Source organism: Bacillus cereus group sp. TH152-1LC (genome assembly GCF_027710505.1).
Classification (GTDB): domain Bacteria; phylum Bacillota; class Bacilli; order Bacillales; family Bacillaceae_G; genus Bacillus_A; species Bacillus_A mobilis.
Window position 1 is genome coordinate 279,286 of sequence record NZ_JAQFNK010000003.1, and the last position, 22,121, is coordinate 301,406.

Genomic DNA, 22,121 nt, shown 5'->3' on the forward strand with positions numbered 1-22,121 from the left:
ACTTCATTTAAGAAAGCTCTTCTACATTTTTAAATAAACTTACTAATAATGCTTTTTGCGCATGCAATCGATTACCCGCTTGCTCAAAGACGATAGACTGTGGTCCATCTATAATTTCTCCTGTTACTTCCTCTTCACGATGGGCAGGTAAACAGTGTAAGAAACGATATGTTTGCTTCGCATGCATAACAAGTTCTTTATTGATTTGGTAAGGTTGAAATAAAGTATATTTCTCTTCTTCTCCCTCTTGCCCCATGCTCATCCAAACGTCAGTATAAATGAAATCTGCTTCACTCACCGCTAGTTCAGGGTTATGCAAAATTTCAATTTTCGCTCCTGTTTCTTCAGCAATCGTTAACGCTTTTTTTACAATTTCCTCATTTGGTTCATATCCTACAGGCGTTGCAACAGTCATATGCATTCCAACTTTCGCACTTGCTAGCAACAATGAATGACATACGTTATTTCCATCACCTACATAAGCCAATTTTATTCCTTTAAATGTATTTATTTCTTCATATATTGTCATTAGATCCGCCAGTGCTTGACAAGGATGATGATCGTCCGTTAAACCATTAATTACAGGTATGCTCGATTCTTTTGCAAGCTCTTCTACATCGGCATGTGAGAATGTACGTATCATGATCCCATCAATATAATGAGATAATACTTTCGCTGTATCTGAAACGCTCTCCCCTCTTCCAATTTGCATCTCTTTCCCACTTAAAAACATACCATGTCCTCCGAGCTGTACCATTCCTGCTTCAAAAGATACGCGAGTACGAGTCGAATGTTTATCAAAGATAAGCCCTAATATTTTTCCTTGTAATAAAGGCTCTTGCTTATTCTTTTTTAAATAGATAGCGAACTCAATTAAAGAAATGATTTCTTCTTGTGTCAGTTCTTCTAATGTTAAAAAATCTTTCGTATTTAATTTCGGTACTTGTACAGTTGACATAGAATTTCCCCCTTATATGATTGATACGTTTTTTGTACAAACTACTTTTTTTATCATATATACTGCCTGTTCTAACTCTTCATTCGTTACAATAAGTGGTGGTAATAGTCTAATCACATTAGGTCCTGCTTGTAATACGAGAAGTCCTTCTTTCTCTAGTTGTTCTATACAACTTGCAACTTCATGCTTACACTCAATCCCAATCATAAGCCCCTTACCACGTATATTTTGAATACATTCAACATGTCGTAATTCCTCTCGCAACTTCTCTAATACGTATTCGCTCTTTTCCTTTACTTCTTTTAAAAACGATGGTTTCTTACTTACTTGCAATACTTCTTTCGCTGCAGCCATTGCAATATAATTCCCACCAAACGTTGAACCATGTGATCCTGCAGTAAACGATGTTCCAAGTTCCTTCCGGCCAATCATCGCTCCAACGGGAATGCCATTTCCAAGCGCCTTAGCGGCAGTAACGATATGAGGATCTATTCCCATTTGTTCGTAAGCAAATAATGTCCCTGTTCTTCCAATCCCTGTTTGTACTTCGTCTATAATAAATAAGGAACCGAACTTATTACATAATGTTTCAATTGCTTTCAAAAAAGATAAATCAGCAGGAATGACTCCTCCCTCTCCTTGAACAACTTCTACCATTACCGCCGCTACTTCTTCATTCATTACTTCCTCTAATGCCTTTATATCGTTAAACGGGGTATGTAAAAAAGACGGAAGGAGCGGACCAAATCCTTCTTTCACTTTATTTTGCCCCGTCGCACTCATCGTTCCGAATGTTCTACCATGAAAAGACTGCTGACATGTTATGACGAGAGATTTTCCAGTATGCTTACGAGCTAGCTTCAAAGCAGCTTCATTCGCCTCTGCCCCGCTATTACAGAAAAAAACAGAATCTAACGCTGTATTTTCTGTTAATAATGACGCTACTTCTTCTTGTAAGCTGTTTGTAAACAGGTTAGATATATGCCATATATCATGAAGTTGCTCTTGGACAGCTTTCATAACCTTAGGATGACAATGGCCTAAATTACATACGCCAATTCCTGATGTGAAATCTAAATATTGCTTACCATTTTCATCAATAACTTCCGTTCCACTTCCCTTTACAAGCTCAATATTTCTTCTCCCATACGTTTGAAAAAGATGACTTATCATACGATACTTACTCCTTTCGTTACCGTCGTTCCGATACACTCGCCCGTAACTTTAGTAAAATCTTTTGTACCGTTCACAATACTTATCTTTTGCACTCCCATTTTTAATGACGTTAGTGCCGCCTGTACTTTCGGAATCATTCCACCTGTAATAACTCCTTTTTCTATTAAAGTAATAATTTCCGATTCATCCGTTTTCTTTACTAATTTCCCTTCATGTAATATCCCATCTACATCTGTAATAAAAATGAGTTCTTTCGCGGATAATGCGGCCGCAATTCCAGCTGCAGCTGTATCCGCATTTATGTTATAAATCTCATTATCATGTATCCCGACCGGAGCAATAACAGGAATATAATTCAACTTTATCAATCCTTTTAGTAAGGCTGTTTCGACATAACTTACTTCTCCCACATATCCTATCTCTTCGCTGACAGGTTGAACTTGAAGTAATTTTCCGTCACACCCTGAACAACCTACCGCAAGTAAATTATGCCTTTGCAACTTCATTACAAATTTTTTATTCGTACTTCCGCATAGCACCATTTGAACAATATCCATAACTTCTTTTGGTGTTACTCGTAACCCATCTCTTTTTTCTACTTTGATATTACAATCTTTTAATTGCGCATCAATTTCTGGGCCGCCACCATGGACAATCACTACTTTATACTTCTGTTGCAATTTCTTTATACAATCAAAAAACACATCATTTAATTGATCCAACATACTACCGCCACATTTCACTACAATATAATCGCTCATCTTCCCTCTCCTTATGTACGATAACAAGCGTTTATTTTCACATATTCATAGCTTAAGTCACAGCCCCAAGCTGATCCGTTCTCTTCTCCTAAATGTAAATGCACATCAATCATAATTTCATGTTCTTTTAATTTCTTTTTCATTTCCTCTTCAGAAAACATTTGAGGTTCACTATTTTTTAACACAGCGATAGATTGAAGAGTAATATCAATTGTATTTGGATGAATCGCTACTTCACTTTGTCCCATACTGCTAATAATTCGGCCCCAATTTGGGTCTTCACCATGTATTGCTGTTTTCACAAGACTCGAACCGACTATTTGCTTTGCAATTTTCTTTGCCTCTTCATTCGTTCGGGCTCCTAGCACATTTACTTCTATTAACTTCGTAGCACCTTCACCATCTTGTGCAATTTTTTTTGCTAAATCTTCACATACCTTTTGTAAAGCAAATACGAAAGTTTCCCAATCTGCATGTTCCGTATTGATTGGTTTCGTTTCTGATAATCCACTTGCCATAACGATGACCATATCATTCGTAGAAGTATCTCCATCCACCGTAATTTGATTAAATGTATGATTCGTTATTTGTGATAATGCTGTTTGCAATACGTCATGCTCTATATAAGCGTCTGTCGTAATAAAACTTAGCATCGTCGCCATATTTGGATGAATCATCCCTGAACCTTTCGCAACACCAGCAATCGTCACTTTCTTCCCATCAATCATCATTTCATAGCAAGTTTCTTTCGTTATAAGATCCGTCGTTAAGATTGCTTCAGAAAAAGAATGAGCTTCACTTTCTTCCTTCGTCGGGATAAGAGTTGCAATTCCCTTTCGGATTATATCCATCGGTAAAGGGACACCAATTACACCTGTTGAAGCTACTGCAACGTAATTTTCTTTCACTCCAAAATGTTTCGCTCCTAATGCACGCATCTCGTAAGCATCTTGTAACCCTTTCATTCCTGTACAAGCATTTGCATTTCCACTATTGACGATAATTGCCTGCAATTTCCCCTCAGCTGTTATACTGTCTTTCGTTACTTGCAGGGGAGCTGCTTGTATTTGATTCGTTGTATAAACGGCAGCACATGATGCTGGCACTTCACAAATGATTACACCTAAATCCTTTTTGTCTTTTTTCAAACCATTTGCAGTACCGACTGCCGAAAAGCCTTTTGGCGTTACAATTGAACCATTATCTAATTTTGTAATAGACTCTACTTTAATCATCATGTCCCCCTTATAAATAAAGCGGCATATGCTGTAAACCTGTTGTTTCTTCTAGTCCCGCTACTATATTTGCATTTTGAATCGCTTGCCCAGCCGCACCTTTCATCATATTGTCTATAACAGAAACGACTGTCACTCTTCCGGTTCTTTCATCGTAAGCTATCCCCATATCACAATAATTTGAGCCCCTCACTTCTTTCGGACTTGGAAACTCTCCTTGCGTACGAATTCGAATGAAAGGCGATTGTTCATACGTTTCTTCATATAACTTTTGAAGTTTCCCTATTTCCATTTCTCGTTTTACTTTCGCATAAAGTGTAACCATAATTCCCCGTGATATCGGTATTAAATGTGTACTAAACGTGATTGGCTTCGTTTCCCTATTCCACTCCGCGAGCATTTGCTCAATCTCAGGAACATGTTGATGCTCATTTACTTTATAAATACGCAGGTTATCGTATAACTCAGGAAAGTGAGTCATTGTCGTTGGCGTTTTGCCTGCTCCAGATACTCCTGATTTCGCATCAATAATAATGGAATCTTCTTCAATTATGTCGCTACGAACTAACGGCAATACCGCTAATAATGCAGCTGTAGCAAAGCATCCTGGGTTTGCAATTAAATTTGCATTTTGAATCTCGGACCTTTTCCATTCACTTAACCCATATACAGCTTTACTAAGAACTGCTTCTTTTGCAGCTGTCCTTTTATACCACTGTTCATATATGAAAGGATCTTTCATACGAAAGTCTCCAGATAGGTCAATTACTTTTAAACCTACTGCTAATAATTTTGGAGTTAGCTCTGCTGATACTCCTGCTGGGGTTGCCAAAAATACAATTTCTGCTTCTTTCACTATTTCTTCCGCATCAATTTCTTGTAACGTATGAACAAGAACATTTTGAAAATGCGGATATACATTTGTTATACACTCGCCAACTTGCGAAAAAGAATGAAGAGATGCTATCGAAAAATATGGATGTTGCTCTAATAACCGAATTAACTCAATACCTCCATACCCAGTTGCTCCAATAATCGCGACTTTCATATGCTCCTCCTCATATCAATTCTTTAAATTAAGTATGATTATAATATTGTATATTTATAGAGTCAATTAAATATTTACAAATTTTAAAAACTTTAAAAACTTAATTTTACTAGAAAAACAATATACACAACCGAATTTTTATACATAAATATTGTATAGTAGTTTTTTCATTTCACTTCAAGTACAATAAAACAATACATACGTACATACAGGCGGGGAAAAACATGAATGAGAAATTCATTGAGAAGATGATTATAAAAAGTTTTCAACAATATCAATGTAATCCTATGTCAAATGAGGATCAGGAAATGCTAATTAAACATATTCAAACGATAATTCATTCAAATACTAAAGTTGATGTATACGAGGCAGTTGAGGATATCGTTTACGATTATGTGACTGGAAAATAAAAAAATAGGAGATTTCCATATGGAAATCTCCTATTTTTTACTTAATGATTTGCCTGCAACACGCTCAAATAAACCTGGGAATAGAGCATAAAGTTTTGGACCCATGCCCATCCACTTCGGTAAGTTTACTTCACGCTTTTTTGTTTGCATCGATTTTACGATTTGCTCTGCAACATATGTTGGTTTTAACATATATCGTCCCATATTTTTCACATATGTACCGGATTGATCAGCTATTTCAAAAAAGTTCGTATCTATCGGACCTGGATTAATCGCTGTTACGAAAAGATTTGTACTAGATAACTCCATGCGTAAACTATTCGTAAATCCTAATACTGCATGTTTCGTGGCAGCATACGCACTCGATTTCGGAGTTGCAATTTTCCCAGCAAGTGAAGCAATATTAATAATATGCCCTTCGTTTCTTTTCACCATATAAGGTAGTACCGCTTTCGTACAAGCTACTAATCCAAATACATTTACTTGGAACATATCTTTCACTTCATCCATTGACGCCTCTTCAAACGTTTTAAAAATACCAAATCCCGCATTGTTTACTAATATATCAATACGTCCTACTTCTTGTAATACCTTTGAAAAAACAGATTGTACTTCCGTCTCTTCACTTACATCTAATACATAGTAATAGCAAGGCGTATTATAAGTTTCTTTAATTTTCTCTGCTAACGCTTTTAATTTTTCTTCTGTTCTAGCCATTAATACTGGAGTCGCCCCCAGCTCTGCAACTTGCATTGCAACTTGCTCTCCAATTCCACTAGAAGCACCTGTAATGACGATTACTTTATTTTGTAAACGTCCCGTCATTGCTGTCACCTACTTTGCATAATAAATCAATTGTTGTGAAGATTCATCAATCATCACTTGTTGATTATATGCTAAAAAGTCTAATTGTCCAACAGTTTCTGAAATAGTAAGTGGCAATTGTTCCTTATATAATACCGGAAATAGTTTTACACATACTTCAAATGCTGTCATTGGTTTTTCCTTTAATAACTCAAGCACTTTAAACGCACGTGTTTCTTGCTTTTGTAATCTCGTTTCAATAAGTTGTTTCACATTTAGAACATCTTCTCCATGTCCTGATAAAATGCGTGAAATATTCATTTCACTTAAACGCTTCAACGTTTGATTATATTGTAATAACGGGCGTGCCCTTTCTGTTTGTCCTTCATATGGTGGTTCTAATATGGGATTCGAAGAAATATGACTAATGAGAGCATCCCCGCCAATTAATATTCCATCAGATTCTCTATATAATGAAATATGAGTGGAAGCATGACCTGGTGTTTCAATAACTGTAAACCCAGGTAAAGAATCAATACGATCTCCCTCTCTCACAGTATGCGTTAACGATCTATTACAAGAATACTTCAGTGTCTTTGTCGTCAATAACGCCTCGTCTTTCAAAAATGCTGCTGGAACACCAAATTGCAAAGCTGTCTCTCTAAAAAACTCATGATAGCGCTTTAGAAATTCTGGATTTTGTGTGATCCAAGGCTCATTCCAAGGGTGTCCAATAATGTTCGTCTTCTCAGAAAATATATTTAAAAGCCCACAATGATCTGCATGATGGTGCGTAATGACTACTGTTTCAATATCTTCTATCGTATATCCTAATGCACCTAATTGACTTTCTAACGCACTTCTTGCCCCTTCTGTCTTCGTCCCTGTATCAATTAATGTTAATGTCTCCCCCTCAACTAAAAACACATTCACAGTTTCAACTGCAAATGGCACAGGAATCTCCATTCGGTGAATCGCCGTCATGCTTAGCCCCCCTGTCTCTTTCCGGTTCAAAAATGAATACTTCTTCAGTTTACAACTTCTATATATATTTGTCATTATTTTCAGATAAAAAGAGGTGTTTCCTATAAAAAAACGAATGTATGTACATTTATAAGAATTTCTAACCAAATTTAAAGGAGGAACATCATGTCTATTCAAAACATTTCCTTTCTCGGTGCAGGCTCTATTGCTGAAGCTATTATTGGTGGCTTGTTACATGCAAATGTTGTGAAAGGCGAACAAATTACTGTAAGTAATCGTTCTAACGAGACACGGTTGCAGGAGCTACATAAAAAATATGGCGTCAAAGGTACGCATAATAAAAAAGAGCTACTTACTGATACAACTATTCTTTTTCTTGCAATGAAGCCGAAGGATGTTGCAGAAGCGCTTACTCCTTTTAAAGAAGATATACATAATAACCTGCTTATTATTTCGTTATTAGCAGGTGTTTCTACTCACTCAATTAGAAACCTACTTCAAAAAGATGTTCCGATTATTCGTGCGATGCCAAATACATCTGCAGCTATTTTAAAATCAGCTACTGCTATCTCACCTTCAAAACATGCAACAGCGGAACATATTCAGACTGCCATAGCTTTATTTGAAACGATTGGTCTTGTCTCTGTTGTAGAGGAAGAAGATATGCATGCTGTCACTGCATTATCTGGAAGTGGACCTGCTTATATTTATTACGTAGTGGAAGCGATGGAAAAAGCTGCAAAAACAATTGGTTTAAAAGAAGATGTTGCAAAGTCACTTATTCTTCAGACGATGATTGGTGCTGCTGAAATGCTAAAAGCAAGTGAAAAACACCCTTCTGTTTTGCGAAAGGAAATCACTTCTCCTGGCGGAACGACCGAAGCAGGCATTGAAGTATTACAAGAACATAAATTTCAACAAGCACTTATTTCTTGTATTACACAGGCTACACAACGATCACATAATCTTGGGAAAACATTAGAACAACTAACAAAAGAAAAATAAAAAATGGAGCTCAATCTTATTTGAGCTCCATTTTTTTATAAACATATATTGTTTAGTTATTAGTCTTCCCAAAAATCTCTTCTTGCAGACGGCGACCAGTTGGTGTTGCTGCAAGTCCACCTTCAGCTGTTTCACGAAGTGCTACTGGCATCGTTTGTCCGATTCTAAACATTGCCTCAATTACTTCATCACATGGGATTGTACTCGTTACACCAGCTAATGCTAAATCAGCTGAAATCATCGCATTCGCAGCTCCTGCTGCATTACGTTTTACACAAGGTACTTCTACAAGCCCTGCAACAGGATCACATACTAAACCAAGCATATTCTTTAATGAAATTGCCATCGCTGTAGCTGCTTGGTCTTGTGTTCCACCAGCCATCTCAACTGCTGCTGCTGCTGCCATTCCACTTGCTGAACCTACTTCAGCTTGGCAACCTCCTGCCGCGCCGGAAATACAAGCATTATTCGCAACAACCATACCGAAAGCTCCTGCTGTAAATAAAAATTCAATCATCTCTTCGCGCGTCGGTTGTAATTTTTCTTGCAGTGCAAACAGTACACCTGGCACTGTTCCAGCAGACCCTGCTGTTGGTGTTGCACAAATAATTCCCATCGCTGCGTTTACTTCATTTGTTGCAACAGCTTTACTCACCGCGTCCAAAATCGTATCTCCAGATAAGCCTTTTCCGCTATTCATATACGTCTGAACTTTTACAGCATCTCCGCCAGTTAAACCAGTTGGTGATTTCACTCCGCGAATACCACGTTCTACTGCTTGCTCCATTACGACTAAGTTCTTTTCCATACCAGCAATTACTTCTTCACGTGAAATACTTCTTGTTTCCATTTCACATTGAATCATAATTTCTGCGATTTTTACATTTTGTTCTTTAGCTTGCGCCACTAGTTCCGCTGCGTTCCGAAACATGGTGTGTCCCCCCTGCAATTATTCCATAATAGTTACTTGACAAATATTTTGTTGTGCGTTTATTTCTTCAATCACTTCATTTGCTAATAATTCATCTGTTTCGATGACCATAAGCGCTCTTCTTCCTTTTTCTTTACGAGAAACACTCATTGTACTAATGTTAATTTCATGTTTCGCAAGGATTGAAGCTACTGCTGCAATAGCACCGAAGCGATCGTTATTTACAATAAGTAGTGCTGGACTCGTGCCTGTTAACTGAAGATCAAATCCGTTTAATTCTACAACTTCAATTTTACCGCCACCAATTGAGCAAGCAACAACTTCAATTTCTTCTTCACCTTTATACAAACGAATTCTCGCTGTATTTGGGTGAGGTGCATTTGCATCTTCTTCAATGAATTCTACTTCGATTTTGCGCTCTTTTGCTATGTCTAGCGCCTCTGGAATACGTAAGTCATCTGTTTCAAACCCTAATATTCCACCGATCAGTGCTACATCTGTACCATGCCCACGATACGTTTTTGCAAATGATCCATATAATGAAATGCTTACTCTTTCTGGTTCATGACGAAACAGCTGGCGAGCAACTTGCCCCATTCTTGCTGCGCCTGCTGTATGTGAACTTGATGGACCAATCATAACTGGACCAATAATATCAAATACTGAGCGATACTTCATCATAACTCCCCCTAAACCTCTATGAAAAAATTTTTTCCTATTCTATTAAGCTACCAAATCGGTTGCTTTTCCAGTTGTACTACGAATTTGTTCCGCTATACGAATTGGATCATTTTTGAATAACAGTGAAACAATATATCCTGAAATAATACTAGTTACCATAATAAATAAGAAACTTAGCATTGCCTTCATTTAAAAATAATATAAGCTAATCCACAATAAGGTCTGGTAGCAATCCAAAGTTTAACACAGAACCACTTACAAGGATAGCATAAACAAGTGAAACTCCCATTGCTTTCATACCTTTTAGTGCTTAAAAGCTAAAAGGTGAAAAAGAATTAGTACAAATAATAGTAATATCCTTCTTATTTATAATTCCCATGTTGCCCTCTCACGATTTAGTCAACTCCACTTGTTACGACAAATAGCTAAAACGCATGTGGCTTACAATAAATTATAATCTGCCTTCATTATAGCTTGTTTTTAATAAAACGCTTACTTTTAATGAATTTTAAAAGTTCTGAATAACAATCCATTTTCGCTATTTGTATCACTCGTATGTCGTCTGACTTATATAACAGCTTTTCTAAACAATCGGTACTATGCATTTTTATCCTATATCTTCACATCATAAAAATTTTCTGTTTCATCCAATATAAGTATAAAATGATAACAGATTTATTTTAAATTTTTTTAGAAATAAAAAAATGGCAACCTTTTCGTCACCATTTTTTCACACCATTATTACCTATATACTGGAAATGATTTCAAATCCGTAGCTATTTCTGTATTAGAAAATAGCTCTCTTGCCTCTTTCCATAATTCCTTATATGTATCTCCTTGATAACGAGAACTAATATGAGTCAATATTAATCGTTTTGCATTTGCCTGAAGTGCAATACTCGCAGCTTGCTTAGATGTAGAATGAAAATAATCATACGCTTGTAGTTCATCTTCTGCCGCAAAAGTTGCCTCATGAACAAGTACGTCAGCGTCTTGTGCCAGCTCTCTACTCGCTTCACAATACCTTGTATCACCTAAAATGGTAATAATTCTTCCCTTTTGAGGTGGACCAATAAAGTCTTTTCCATTTAGTATCGTACCATCTTCTAATTCAACTACTTCTCCATCTTTTAAACATTTAAAGAGCGGGCCAGGTTTCACACCCATCTCCAGCAATTTATCGACTAAAAGGGCGCCTTGTATATCTTTCTCTACGATACGATACCCAAAACATTCAATGCCATGTGACAATCTTTTCGTTTCCACGTGAAATTCATTATCTTCAAATACAGTACCTTCTTCTGTTATCTCAACAATTTCAAGTGGATATTTTACATGTGTCGTACTTACTGATAATGCCACTTCAATAAATTGTTTAATTCCTTTTGGTCCATACACTGTTAAAGGTGTAGTCCCTCCTTGAAATGAACGGCTTCCTAATAAACCAGGCAAGCCAAAAATATGATCACCATGTAAATGCGTAATAAATATTTTTTCAATGCGGCGTGGGCGTACTGATGTATGTAATATTTGATGTTGCGTCGCCTCGCCACAATCAAATAACCAAGTCTGTCCTCGTTCTTCTAACAATTGCAAGGCAATTGCCGAAACGTTCCTTCCTTTCGAAGGAACACCTGCACCAGTTCCTAAAAATACAAATTCCACTTTCTTTCCTCCAGCTCTTTATATAATCTACCTTTCATCTTACGGAATGTTATTTCAAATGGCAAATCGAATTTACATAACCAATCATCTAGACAACTATATAACACGAACGTTATACTCAAAAAACTTAGTATTCGTTCGTGTTTTGTGTTAAAATGATTATACTACATTTTAAGGGAGCGTTTTATTATGAAAGAAGCATTTCGTTTACAAACTGATTTTTCATCTTCATTTGATCGCTGGGTAAGTTCTTTCGTGTCTGATCACCCAGCACAATTAGAATGGACGACTTTGAAAGAATTAATCCATGAATATACAACAACACATACAAATGATTCGTTACCGACATATATTTCTTCAGCTTTAACATATTATGCACAACGTATTTCAACAACAAACAGTTCAGAAATTGTTATTTTTGAAAATGCTACAATCTCATAATCTATAATAAAAAGCACTGTAATCAGTGCTTTTTATTTATATTCATTACAGTATTTATTTTCCAAACATCTTTCAAAAAAACTCCGCTTCTTTCCTACTATATAGCCATCATAAACCTATTTGATTTTTCAAAAAAAGATATTGACACTATAAATTTACAGTGCTAACATTCAAATTGTAATTGAATATGGTCTCTGTTAGGTGAGGCTCCTGTATAGAGAAACGCTGCTGCCCAAAAATGTCGAGAGACGCCAATGGGTCAACAGGAAAGGTCGGAATGAAGGCCTTTCTTAACGTAGCTGGTTTCAGTACCTATGCTATACAGTGCTAAAACTCAACGAGGGAGAGGTGCATGTATTTTTGTCATACACAAAAACTGTTTTTATCTATGTTTACTAACAGTCTTTGTTGTGGACTCTTTTAACTGCGAATTTAGACCTTTACTCGTTTTGAGTAAAGGTCTTTTTATATATGCACCTTACTATGAAACAAACATAGCATATTCAGAAACTACTAAATTGTACGGAGGTGAGGAACAGTTGGCAATTGATGATTCGGCCCAGATACCCATATGTTTTACGTTAATATTTCATCATGTAGGTAGGAAAGAAGCTGTTCCTCCTAATTTTAAATAGTCGAGTAACAGATTGTTTCCTCCTTCATGAAAAAGGAGGAACTACCGATGTTAAATTTACAAAGACAAGAAACAAAACATTCTTACAATCAAGATCGTATGAAAACAAATAACGAATTATTGGTGGAAGTCGCAACACAAGATGCAAACAAGGCGTTACAACTTTTAGAAACAACACAAAATGGACTCTCTAAACAAGAAGCGGCTCGTAGACTTACTTTATATGGCCCGAATGAAATCGCTCATAATAAAACATCACCATGGTACATTCAATTTCTACTGGCATTTAAAAATCCATTTATTTTTGTTTTATTAGCTCTCGGCGCACTCTCTTTTTTCACAAATGACATACAAGGAACCCTTGTCGTATCTGTAATGGTAATGCTAAGTGCAACGATTCGTTTTTTACAAGAATTTCGTTCTCAAAAAGCTGCGGATCAGTTAAAAGCCATGGTTCGAACAACGGCGAGCGTCTTTAGAATAGATGGATTTGTACACGAAACAAAAAACGTAATGAATTTGAAGCAAAATAATACAACGGAAATTCCAATTGAGGAACTTGTACCTGGCGATATTATTTCACTTTCAGCCGGTGATATCGTTCCAGCTGATGTGCGTATTTTGTCAGCAAAAGATTTATTTGTGAATCAGTCCTCTTTAACTGGGGAAGCACTTCCTGTGGAAAAGTATGAAAACTGCTACCATACAGAAAATAAACATATCTTACCGAAAAACATGAAAAAAAATTACAATCCACTCGATATGGAAAACCTTTGTTTTATGGGTACAAATATTGTAAGTGGTAGCGCAAAAGCTGTTGTCATCTCCACAAGTACCGATACGTATTTCGGCTCTTTAGCAAAAAAGGTAATCGGCAAACGAGTAGAAACAAGCTTTGATAAAGGGGTAAACAAAGTAAGCTGGCTCTTAATTACATTCATGCTTATTATGGCGCCTATCGTTCTTCTCATTAACGGATTCACAAAAGGGGATTGGCAAGAGGCTTTCTTCTTCGCTATCGCAATTGCCGTTGGTCTCACACCTGAAATGTTACCAATGATTGTAACTGCTAATTTAGCAAAAGGTGCCGTTAACATGTCTAAACAGAAAGTAATTGTAAAACAACTGAATTCTATTCAAAACTTAGGTGCTATGAACATTCTTTGTACCGATAAAACAGGTACTTTAACAGAAGATAAAGTTGTACTTGTCCGCCATTTAGATCCTAACGGTAATACATGTAATCGTGTATTACACTTCGCCTATTTAAATAGCTTCTATCAAACAGGATTGAAAAATTTAATAGATAAAGCCGTTATGAAACATACGGAAGAAAACCAGAAGTATAATCCATCCATTTTTCAAAAACTAGATGAAATTCCATTTGATTTTGCTCGCCGGCGTATGTCTGTCATCGTGAAAGATATTTCAGGTGAACATACAATGGTTTGTAAAGGGGCAGTAGAAGAAATTTTATCTATTTGTAACTACACTGAAGTAGATGGAAAAGTTGTTTCTCTTACCGCTGACATACGCTCACATGTAAAACAACTAGGTGAGACATTAAATAGTGAAGGTATGCGTGTTATTGCTGTAGCGTATAAAAAAGATAGACCAATAAATGATACAGAGTACGCGGTACAAGATGAAAATGATATGATTCTCGCTGGATATATCGGCTTTTTAGATCCACCGAAACCATCTGCAGCTACTGCCATTCAAGCATTACAGAAACATGGTGTACAAGTAAAAATTTTAACTGGCGATAACGAAATCGTGACAAGAAAAGTTTGCAAAGAAGTTGGATTAAATATCGGTGAGCCTGTCCTTGGTTACGAAATCGATTCTTTACCTGATAAAGCATTAGCAAAATTAGCTGAAGAAACAACTGTATTTGCTAAACTAAATCCGATGCAAAAATCTCGCATTATACGAGTTTTACAAGGAAACGGACACACTGTAGGTTATATGGGAGATGGCATTAACGATGCCGTAGCGTTACGTGAAGCTGATGTTGGCATATCTGTTGATACTGCTACCGATATTGCAAAAGAGTCTTCTGACATTATTTTACTTGAGAAAAGCTTAACAATATTAGAAGCAGGTATTTTAGAAGGACGCACTACATTTGGAAACATTTTAAAATATATTAAAATGACAGCTAGCTCTAACTTCGGAAATGTATTTAGTGTGTTAGTAGCAAGTGCTTTCATCCCCTTCTTGCCGATGCTTGCCATTCACCTTTTAATTCAAAACTTGCTTTATGATATTTCACAACTGTCTATTCCATGGGACAAAATGGATAAAGAGTTTTTAGAAAAACCAAGAAAATGGGATACTGCGAATTTACGGAACTTCATTATTTGTATCGGTCCAATTAGTTCCATATTTGATATCATCACATATGTAGTCATGTGGAACGTCTTCGGTGCAAATACAGCTAGCGAACAATCATTATTCCAATCTGGTTGGTTTGTCGTTGGATTACTAACACAAACTTTAATTGTTCACATGATAAGAACACAGAAAATTCCATTCATTCAAAGTACTGCATCAATACCGGTTCTTTTATTAACCGCTTGTATTATGGCAATCGGAATTTATATTCCATTCTCGCCACTTGGAGCAGCTGTTGGATTACAAGCATTACCACTTAGCTACTTCCCTTGGTTAATAGGAATACTATTAACCTATGCTTTCTTAACACAATTCCTAAAAAAAGTTTATATTAAAAAGTTTCATAGCTGGTTATAAAGTAAAACTTTCATCCGCCCGCAAATAGCGGGATGAAAATGAGAATGAGTAGGTGCTCCCCACTCATTCTCAAAAACATAACATGGACTTATATGTATGGAGGTGACCATGATGGTATGGTATGACATTGTATTAAGATTATGTATCGCAATTATTGTAGGTGCTTGCATCGGAATGGAACGGCAATGGAGACACAGGATGGCTGGATTACGGACAAATGCTCTCGTATCACTTGGTGCCTGTATATTTGTTTTATTATCCGTCATGCTTGATCACGATGCTAGCCCCTCACGTATTGCTGCTCAAGTCGTTAGTGGGATTGGTTTTTTAGGAGGCGGCGTTATTATCCGCGATGGTTTTAGTATTAGAGGGCTTAATACTGCGGCTACTCTATGGTGCGCAGCTGCTGTTGGTACTCTTACAGGCGCTGGTTTCCTCGTTGCAGCTATATTAGGTGCAACCGGCGTTTTACTAGCAAATATACTACTACGTCCAATCGCTCTCTTTATGAATCAAAAATCAAAAGAAGAATCACCTGAACAAACGAACTACTTCCTTTCTCTTACTTGTTCAGAAGAACATGAAGCCCATATTCGGTTTTTACTTATGCATATGGTCAGTTCTGAAGGCATTGGTTTAAAAGAATTGTATAGTGAAGACGTAGATTCTAAGCAAAAAGTGTGTATACAAGCTACATTACATTGCAATACAAATGCAGCAGTCTTAATTGAAAAAATAGTGAGCAGAATGCTATTAGAAGCTGGCGTGACTGCAGCTGGTTGGAAAACTTCATTAGATTTAGAAGCAAGTTAAAAATGAAAGGTGTCATGATATGTACAGCTTCATGACACCTTCTACATAAACTTATTTTTTAATTTTTGCTGAAAAGACTTTTCTTGCTTACGTAATAATTGACTACCTCGTTGTAAAAGGGGCATTCCATATTTATCATTAATTTGATCGATGACAGCAAGTAGCGGCTCTTCTTTCGCATCTTCTTCAAATGAAAACAAATCTAATTGTTTCACCGATTCTGTCTTCCACTCTATTTCAGTAGCTGTAACACCTAGTAAACGGACGGAATCACCGTCCCAATGTTGCTTCCATAAACGAGATGCTGCCTGAAAAATATCTCGTTCTTCCCAAATCGCATTTTTCAATTGCTTACTCCGCGTTACTGTCCGCCTATCATGATATTTAATCATAATTTGAATATTATAGCTGACAAGAGTTCGCTTTTGTAATCTTTTACTCACTGATTTTGATAGCCGTTCTAACATATCAAGTAATTCTTTCTCTTCATCCATATCCTTTGAAAAGGTCATCGAATTACCAACACTTTTATGTTGTCCCATTTGACTCGGATCAACTTCCCTATCATCCATACCTTTTGCCCGCCGCTTTAAATCGACACCATGCTTTCCAATTTTAGCGCGAATGATATGTTCGTTTCCTTTTGCTAACTGCTCAATTGTTTGTATATGAATATCATTTAATTTTTCAGCTGTTTTTTCTCCAATTCCATGCATTGCTCCAACTGGAAGTGGCCAAATCATTTCTGGAATATCTCGTTTTCGAAGTACGGTAATACCGAGAGGCTTTTTCATATCAGAAGCTGTTTTTGCTAGAAAAAGGTTTGGAGCAATTCCGATGCTACACGGAAGCTGTAATTCTGTTAATAATGCTTGTTGAATCATCTTTGCTATTTCAGGAGGCGAACCAAGTGCGTAGCAATCTGTAATATCTAAATATCCCTCATCTATAGAGACTGGTTGTATTTTTTCCGTAAAACGAGAAAGGATTTGAAACATTTGAAATGATGCTTCACGATATAATGGAAAATTAGGACGCCTTACAACTAATTGCGGACATAACCTTTTTGCTTCCCAAAGAGGCATCGTTGTACGTATTCCGTAGTCTCTCGCCTCATAACTACATGTTATGATAATTCCTTTTCTTTCTTTTTCATTTCCAGCAACTGCTAACGGCTTCCCTTGTAATGATGGGTCATGAGCAATTTCAACAGATGCGAAAAAACAATTCATATCTACATGTAAAATAACACGACCATTTTTCGGATACATTTCTCGCACAATACTCACCCTTTCAAAGAACATTTGTTCCTTCATTATATCAAATTCATGTACAATATAATAATTACTTATTCTTTTTATCCTTATTTTTGCTATACTTAATATGAGATATGGATATTATTGGAAAAGGAGTGATTTGTTATGAAATCACACAGTAATCTCAACTATACATTTCTCGTTATTATATTAATCATCTTAATTAATTATTTATTACTCCCTATTTTTGATATAAACGTAGCAGGAATCCTTCCAAGTCTACTGGGTATTATAACAGCTGCTCTATACTGCCATGGATTTTCTTGTATTGGCTGATCCGCCTTGTAAAAGCAATCGAATCAAAATAAAAAGCGTGTAAATCGATTGTGATTTACACGCTTTTTTCTAGTACGTTACTTCGCTACTTCTTCAATAATTGCAACAACTAATTCTGCTGTTTTCGCTAATTCTTCAACAGGAATCTTTTCGTTTGTTGTATGAATTTCTTCATAACCAACCGCTAAGTTAACTGTTGGAATACCGTGTCCTGCGATTACGTTTGCATCACTTCCGCCACCACTTTGGTGAAGAGAAGGTGTACGACCAATATTTTCAGCTGCACGTTTTGCAACTTCTACAACGTGATCGCCATCAGCAAATTTAAATCCTGGGTACATAACGTTTACTTCAACGTCTGCATGACCACCCATTTCTTTTGCAGTTGTTTCAAATGCTTCTTTCATTTTCGCAACTTGTACTTCCATTTTTTCATTGATTAAAGAACGCGCTTCTGCAAAGATTTGTACATGATCGCAAACGATATTTGTTTGTGTTCCACCTTCAAAACGTCCAATATTTGCAGTTGTTTCAGAATCAATACGACCAAGTGGCATCTTCGCAATTGCCTTCGCTGCGATAGTAATTGCAGATACACCTTTTTCTGGCGCTACACCAGCGTGAGCTGTTTTCCCTCGAATAATTGCATTCACTTTCGCTTGTATTGGAGCTGCAACAACGATTTCACCAACTTTTCCATCGCTATCTAATGCGTAACCGTATTTCGCTGTAATGCGCTCACGATCTAATGCTTTTGCACCAACAAGACCTGATTCTTCTCCAACTGTAATAATAAATTCAATTTTACCATGAGGGATGTTTTTCTCTTTTAAAACACGAATTGCTTCGAACATTGATGCTAATCCTGCTTTATCATCCGCACCTAAAATCGTAGTACCCTCTGATACGATATATCCATCTTTAATAGAAGGCTTAATTCCATTACCAGGAACTACTGTATCCATATGAGAAGTAAAGTAAATTGTATCAACACCATCTTTTGTTGCTGGTAAAGTACAAATTAAGTTACCTGCACCATGACCAGTAACAGTCATTGTGTCATCTTCAAATACTTCTACACCTAAATCTGTAAATTTCTTTGTTAATACTTTGCAAATTTCTGCCTCAAATTTCGTTTCAGAATCCACTTGTACTAATTCCATAAATTCATTTACTAAACGTTCTTGATTAATCATAAGACTGCGCCTCCTGCACTACCATTATGTATGTAACACTATTAATTATAACAGAATTTCGCAAAAGTTTCGAAATACAAGACAAAAAACAGACGGTTTATATGTCTAGATAACCATCTGCTTTCTATTACTCATTTAACAATACCCAGCGCATATGATCTTCCCATACTCCATTTACCATTAACATCTTCCTAGACACGCCCTCATATTGAAAGCCTATCTTCGTCACTACTTGTATAGATGCTAAATTTCGTGGCATAATCGGTGCTTCTATACGATGTAACTGAAATTCTTCGAAAGTAACTTGAATAGCTTTCCTAAGCGCTTCTGTCGTGTAACCTTTATTCAATTCTGCCTTATCTAATTTATAGCCAAGCACACAAGATTGATAAATACCGCGAACAATTAAATTAAATGAGATACACCCAATAATTTTTGTATCATCACCCTTTTTAAAAATCCAAAGTCTGATGATTTTACCTTCTGCAAACTCTTTTCTATCCTTTTGTAACTTTTTCTTCTGATAATCTAACGTAAAAAAATCATCCGGTCTATACTCTTCCCAAGCTTTTAAAAATTCACGATTTCTGTCGTAATATTGAAGAACTTTTTCAGCATACGACTCATCAATTTCCCTTAAATGTAAACGATTTGTTTCGTATATTTTCATCATCGTATCTCCATTCTTCAGCTTGCATCACAAAAGACTTATACTCTATCATTATTATATATTCTCTACATACATACAAATTTCCTGTTATACTTTACACACACTTCTCGAATTTTGTCACTTCTCTCCCCTTGTCCACAATATCATTTCTCGTTACAATGATATTGTACTGATTTGCAAGGAGGTATAACGATGCATAAAAAAGCTCAAAAAGTTATGGTCTATGTAATGCTAATTTCTATGCTTGTAACAACATTACTTGCTGGCGCAAGTATGTTTTGGTAAAAAGGGCGATGTGTTCGTCCTTTTTTTACTTTTTATACATAACAAAATAAACCATCTCGATATCGAGATGGTTTATTTTATATAAAGCACAATCGCTACAATACTAAAGGAAAATGACATTATAAGTGCTGTTATAAAACTTGTATATTGTTTCTGCTGAAATGCTCCAATAACAAAAGTAAGATTGAGTAATGCCATGCATACAATTGCTACAAGATAAGAACATATATTAAAAGTTGCCAATATGAATGTAATAACAAATAGAAATCCCATAAAAAATTGCATATACGAAATTTTTGGATTCAAGTACATATGAGCAACCCCTTTATCTAATTTCCCCCCCGATTGGTGCGGGCTGATAATCAGCGGACAAAAACCTTCCACTGATTAAAGTTTCACTTTATCTTTCTATACTCTCATTAACTCATGGTTATGTACACATGTCAAGACAACTTATTACAATAGAAAAAGCCAACCTTTTCGTTGGCTCTTTCATATGCAATGGCTCCTTTTTGTTTTGCCAATTGCTGAAATGATTTTTTCGACTTCACAATCCATACTTTCGTTCCAATTGGAATGCGATCAAATAAATACTCCACATCGTTTTTCTTCATTCTTATACACCCTTGTGAAATATACTTTCCAATTGAACTAGGTTGGTTTGTTCCATGTATTCCATATTTACTTCCATCAGTTCCTCTTGCATTAAATCCAATCCACCTTGACCCAAGCGGATTTTTCGGTGATCCCCCTGGAATATCCTTCGCAATATAATACGGATCCTTCGCTTTCATTACAACATCAAAAGTTCCTTCTGGAGTTAATTCATTTGTTTTCCCTGTCGCTACTGGAAAAACCTTTTGAATCTTTCCATCATCAATATAAGCTAGTTTATTTGTCGCTTTATTTACAATAATAAAAGGATCTCCGGCACGTGGATTATCTCCAAGAGGCCAAATAGGCGATAAAGAAAGACATAATATGAAAGAGAGAAGATACGGCATAAATAATTCCTACCTTCTATATAAGTTCTTTTATATTATCCTTTCCCTTAAAACGACTTTTAATGAGTAAATATTGTTCCATTTCATACACAAGTTGAACAAGCTTCGCACGTATCTCAAATTCTTCACGAGTAACTGGCAATGGCATGTCTCTAAATAATTCTCTCATTTCTTGCAGCTGTCTTAAGGAAATAACCCCAGTACTCTCAGGGCTAATAGCATTCCCGATGTTTTCAACCACATCCGCAATCATGTCAGCTTGTTCATATGTCCATGATAAAGAAGCTGCTAATGGTATCATCCGCTCTAAAATTTCGAATTGCTGCATACGCATATTAAAATAACGATAGTAATAGCCATCTTCTCGCATAAATGCATTCTCAAGTTTCTTAAACGATAAATCCCTTGCTTCATTTAGCATATTTTCAGTTTCAATAAGTTCAGCCCCGCTCCAACTACTTTCTCTGTTTCGTAAATAAACGACCATTTCAAACAAAATTGTTTTAAAATTACTTTCTATTGTATCCTGATACTCTTTTAACTTATTTTCACTACTTGGCATATACATATTCACTAATAAAGCCACGCTAATTCCTATCGTTAATATCGCAATTTCATTTCCAACAATAAGCCATGTAATTTGTTTCAATGAATATAGATGCATCACAATAACTGAACTCGTGACAATACCTTCTTGAATTTTAAGCATAACTGCAGTCGGAATAAATGTAAGTAATAATACGCTAATTGCTAGCGGTGTATATCCAATTGTTTCAAAAATACAAAACGCGAATACCATTGATAGTACACAAGCTAAAAAACGATGTAACGATACTTGAAGTGATTTACGTTTCGTATTTTGTACACATAATATAACTAAAATACCCGCTGAACTATAAAATTCTAATCCTAATAACTGAGCAATAAACACTGCTGCGCCTGTCCCTATTGCTGTTTTTACTGTACGGTATCCAATTTTGAACATAGCATTGCTCCTATATGTATAAACGTATTTACAGTTAGTATAAAAAAAGGATGACACAATGTCATCCTTTTCTACTTATTATTCACGTA

22 protein-coding genes, 1 pseudogene and 1 riboswitch are annotated in these 22,121 nt (G+C 36.1%); of the genes and pseudogenes, 7 read left to right on the forward strand and 16 right to left on the reverse strand.

What is annotated here, in order from left to right:
- Positions 1 to 7: 7 nt before the first annotated feature.
- Genes argF through argC form a run of 5 tightly spaced genes read right to left on the reverse strand, consistent with a single transcriptional unit; the run spans position 8 to position 5,178 of the window.
- The gene (gene argF, locus PDL00_RS11185; protein ID WP_088608125.1) at positions 8 to 958 is read right to left on the reverse strand and encodes an ornithine carbamoyltransferase; all 951 of its coding nucleotides are present in this window, start codon (positions 956 to 958) and stop codon (positions 8 to 10) included.
- A 12-nt stretch (positions 959 to 970) separates the two neighbouring features.
- Positions 971 to 2,131, reverse strand: a complete 1,161-nt coding sequence (locus PDL00_RS11190) for an acetylornithine transaminase (RefSeq protein ID WP_270729038.1) — start codon at positions 2,129 to 2,131, stop codon at positions 971 to 973.
- Positions 2,128 to 2,895 carry an acetylglutamate kinase gene (gene argB, locus PDL00_RS11195; protein ID WP_270729040.1) on the reverse strand — a complete coding sequence of 256 codons (768 nt, stop codon included), beginning with the start codon at positions 2,893 to 2,895 and terminating at the stop codon, positions 2,128 to 2,130. The genes PDL00_RS11190 and argB overlap by 4 nt, the downstream gene beginning before the upstream one ends.
- 11 nt (positions 2,896 to 2,906) lie before the next feature.
- Positions 2,907 to 4,130, reverse strand: a complete 1,224-nt coding sequence (gene argJ / locus PDL00_RS11200) for a bifunctional glutamate N-acetyltransferase/amino-acid acetyltransferase ArgJ (RefSeq protein WP_270729042.1) — start codon at positions 4,128 to 4,130, stop codon at positions 2,907 to 2,909.
- Positions 4,131 to 4,140: 10 nt separating this feature from the next.
- On the reverse strand, positions 4,141 to 5,178 hold the full coding sequence (argC, locus tag PDL00_RS11205; RefSeq protein WP_088064375.1) for an N-acetyl-gamma-glutamyl-phosphate reductase: 1,038 nt from the start codon (positions 5,176 to 5,178) through the stop codon (positions 4,141 to 4,143).
- Between the two features lie 224 nt (positions 5,179 to 5,402).
- On the opposite strand from argC, the gene PDL00_RS11210 reads away from it, so the two are divergent.
- Complete coding sequence (locus PDL00_RS11210) at positions 5,403 to 5,588, forward strand: YqzH family protein (protein ID WP_242255194.1); 186 nt, start codon at positions 5,403 to 5,405, stop codon at positions 5,586 to 5,588.
- Between the two features lie 30 nt (positions 5,589 to 5,618).
- Here the strand turns inward: PDL00_RS11210 and PDL00_RS11215 are convergent, their stop codons facing one another.
- Both PDL00_RS11215 and PDL00_RS11220 read right to left on the reverse strand, forming a co-directional pair.
- Entirely contained in the window at positions 5,619 to 6,413 is a 795-nt protein-coding gene (locus PDL00_RS11215) for an SDR family oxidoreductase (protein WP_061678100.1), read from the reverse strand.
- Positions 6,414 to 6,422: 9 nt separating this feature from the next.
- Positions 6,423 to 7,376: an MBL fold metallo-hydrolase gene (locus PDL00_RS11220; protein ID WP_000125106.1), complete on the reverse strand. Its 954-nt coding sequence runs from the start codon at positions 7,374 to 7,376 to the stop codon at positions 6,423 to 6,425.
- Between the two features lie 165 nt (positions 7,377 to 7,541).
- On the opposite strand from PDL00_RS11220, the gene proI reads away from it, so the two are divergent.
- Positions 7,542 to 8,381, forward strand: coding sequence for a pyrroline-5-carboxylate reductase ProI (gene proI / locus PDL00_RS11225; RefSeq protein WP_270729046.1), 840 nt, complete (start codon positions 7,542 to 7,544; stop codon positions 8,379 to 8,381).
- Positions 8,382 to 8,433: 52 nt separating this feature from the next.
- On the opposite strand, the gene sdaAA is transcribed toward proI, so the two are convergent.
- The 3 genes from sdaAA to rnz all read right to left on the reverse strand — a co-directional run bounded on the left by sdaAA (position 8,434) and on the right by rnz (position 11,658).
- A complete protein-coding gene (sdaAA, locus tag PDL00_RS11230) occupies positions 8,434 to 9,312 on the reverse strand; it encodes an L-serine ammonia-lyase, iron-sulfur-dependent, subunit alpha (protein ID WP_242255199.1) in 879 nt (292 codons plus the stop codon).
- A gap of 18 nt (positions 9,313 to 9,330) precedes the next feature.
- Positions 9,331 to 9,990, reverse strand: a complete 660-nt coding sequence (gene sdaAB / locus PDL00_RS11235; protein ID WP_242255200.1) for an L-serine ammonia-lyase, iron-sulfur-dependent subunit beta — start codon at positions 9,988 to 9,990, stop codon at positions 9,331 to 9,333.
- A 744-nt stretch (positions 9,991 to 10,734) separates the two neighbouring features.
- Positions 10,735 to 11,658 carry a ribonuclease Z gene (gene rnz, locus PDL00_RS11240; RefSeq protein WP_270729049.1) on the reverse strand — a complete coding sequence of 308 codons (924 nt, stop codon included), beginning with the start codon at positions 11,656 to 11,658 and terminating at the stop codon, positions 10,735 to 10,737.
- A gap of 189 nt (positions 11,659 to 11,847) precedes the next feature.
- Between rnz and PDL00_RS11245 the strand changes: the two genes are divergently transcribed.
- The 3 genes from PDL00_RS11245 (at position 11,848) to PDL00_RS11255 (ending at position 16,300) form a co-directional block, all read left to right on the forward strand.
- The gene (locus tag PDL00_RS11245) at positions 11,848 to 12,099 is read left to right on the forward strand and encodes a DUF3932 family protein (RefSeq protein ID WP_242255205.1); all 252 of its coding nucleotides are present in this window, start codon (positions 11,848 to 11,850) and stop codon (positions 12,097 to 12,099) included.
- Between the two features lie 186 nt (positions 12,100 to 12,285).
- Positions 12,286 to 12,453, forward strand: a riboswitch (M-box (ykoK) riboswitch).
- Positions 12,454 to 12,781: 328 nt separating this feature from the next.
- Positions 12,782 to 15,487 carry a magnesium-translocating P-type ATPase gene (gene mgtA / locus PDL00_RS11250; protein WP_270729051.1) on the forward strand — a complete coding sequence of 902 codons (2,706 nt, stop codon included), beginning with the start codon at positions 12,782 to 12,784 and terminating at the stop codon, positions 15,485 to 15,487.
- 111 nt (positions 15,488 to 15,598) lie between these two features.
- Positions 15,599 to 16,300: an MgtC/SapB family protein gene (locus PDL00_RS11255; protein WP_242240616.1), complete on the forward strand. Its 702-nt coding sequence runs from the start codon at positions 15,599 to 15,601 to the stop codon at positions 16,298 to 16,300.
- A 41-nt stretch (positions 16,301 to 16,341) separates the two neighbouring features.
- Here PDL00_RS11255 and PDL00_RS11260 read toward each other — a convergent pair whose 3' ends face one another.
- Positions 16,342 to 17,580 (reverse strand): DNA polymerase IV, encoded by a 1,239-nt coding sequence (locus PDL00_RS11260; protein WP_270729054.1) that lies wholly within the window; start codon positions 17,578 to 17,580, stop codon positions 16,342 to 16,344.
- A gap of 141 nt (positions 17,581 to 17,721) precedes the next feature.
- Here PDL00_RS11260 and PDL00_RS11265 point away from each other — a divergent pair.
- A pseudogene (locus PDL00_RS11265) lies at positions 17,722 to 17,924 on the forward strand (hypothetical protein).
- Positions 17,925 to 17,969: 45 nt separating this feature from the next.
- On the opposite strand, the gene PDL00_RS11270 reads toward PDL00_RS11265, so the two are convergent.
- The gene (locus PDL00_RS11270) at positions 17,970 to 19,088 is read right to left on the reverse strand and encodes a tripeptidase T (protein ID WP_270729056.1); all 1,119 of its coding nucleotides are present in this window, start codon (positions 19,086 to 19,088) and stop codon (positions 17,970 to 17,972) included.
- A 127-nt stretch (positions 19,089 to 19,215) separates the two neighbouring features.
- Positions 19,216 to 19,761 carry a GNAT family N-acetyltransferase gene (locus PDL00_RS11275; protein ID WP_033657628.1) on the reverse strand — a complete coding sequence of 182 codons (546 nt, stop codon included), beginning with the start codon at positions 19,759 to 19,761 and terminating at the stop codon, positions 19,216 to 19,218.
- 189 nt (positions 19,762 to 19,950) lie between these two features.
- Here PDL00_RS11275 and prli42 point away from each other — a divergent pair, with 189 nt between their 5' ends.
- The gene (gene prli42 / locus PDL00_RS11280) at positions 19,951 to 20,043 is read left to right on the forward strand and encodes a stressosome-associated protein Prli42 (protein ID WP_000549040.1); all 93 of its coding nucleotides are present in this window, start codon (positions 19,951 to 19,953) and stop codon (positions 20,041 to 20,043) included.
- A gap of 72 nt (positions 20,044 to 20,115) precedes the next feature.
- Here prli42 and PDL00_RS11285 read toward each other — a convergent pair whose 3' ends face one another.
- From PDL00_RS11285 to PDL00_RS11295, 3 genes are all read right to left on the reverse strand, one after another.
- Entirely contained in the window at positions 20,116 to 20,355 is a 240-nt protein-coding gene (locus PDL00_RS11285) for a DUF3894 domain-containing protein (protein WP_061678088.1), read from the reverse strand.
- A gap of 131 nt (positions 20,356 to 20,486) precedes the next feature.
- Positions 20,487 to 21,047, reverse strand: coding sequence for a L,D-transpeptidase (locus PDL00_RS11290; protein ID WP_242255212.1), 561 nt, complete (start codon positions 21,045 to 21,047; stop codon positions 20,487 to 20,489).
- 16 nt (positions 21,048 to 21,063) lie between these two features.
- On the reverse strand, positions 21,064 to 22,032 hold the full coding sequence (locus PDL00_RS11295; protein ID WP_172552659.1) for an aromatic acid exporter family protein: 969 nt from the start codon (positions 22,030 to 22,032) through the stop codon (positions 21,064 to 21,066).
- Between the last annotated feature and the right edge of the window lie 89 nt (positions 22,033 to 22,121).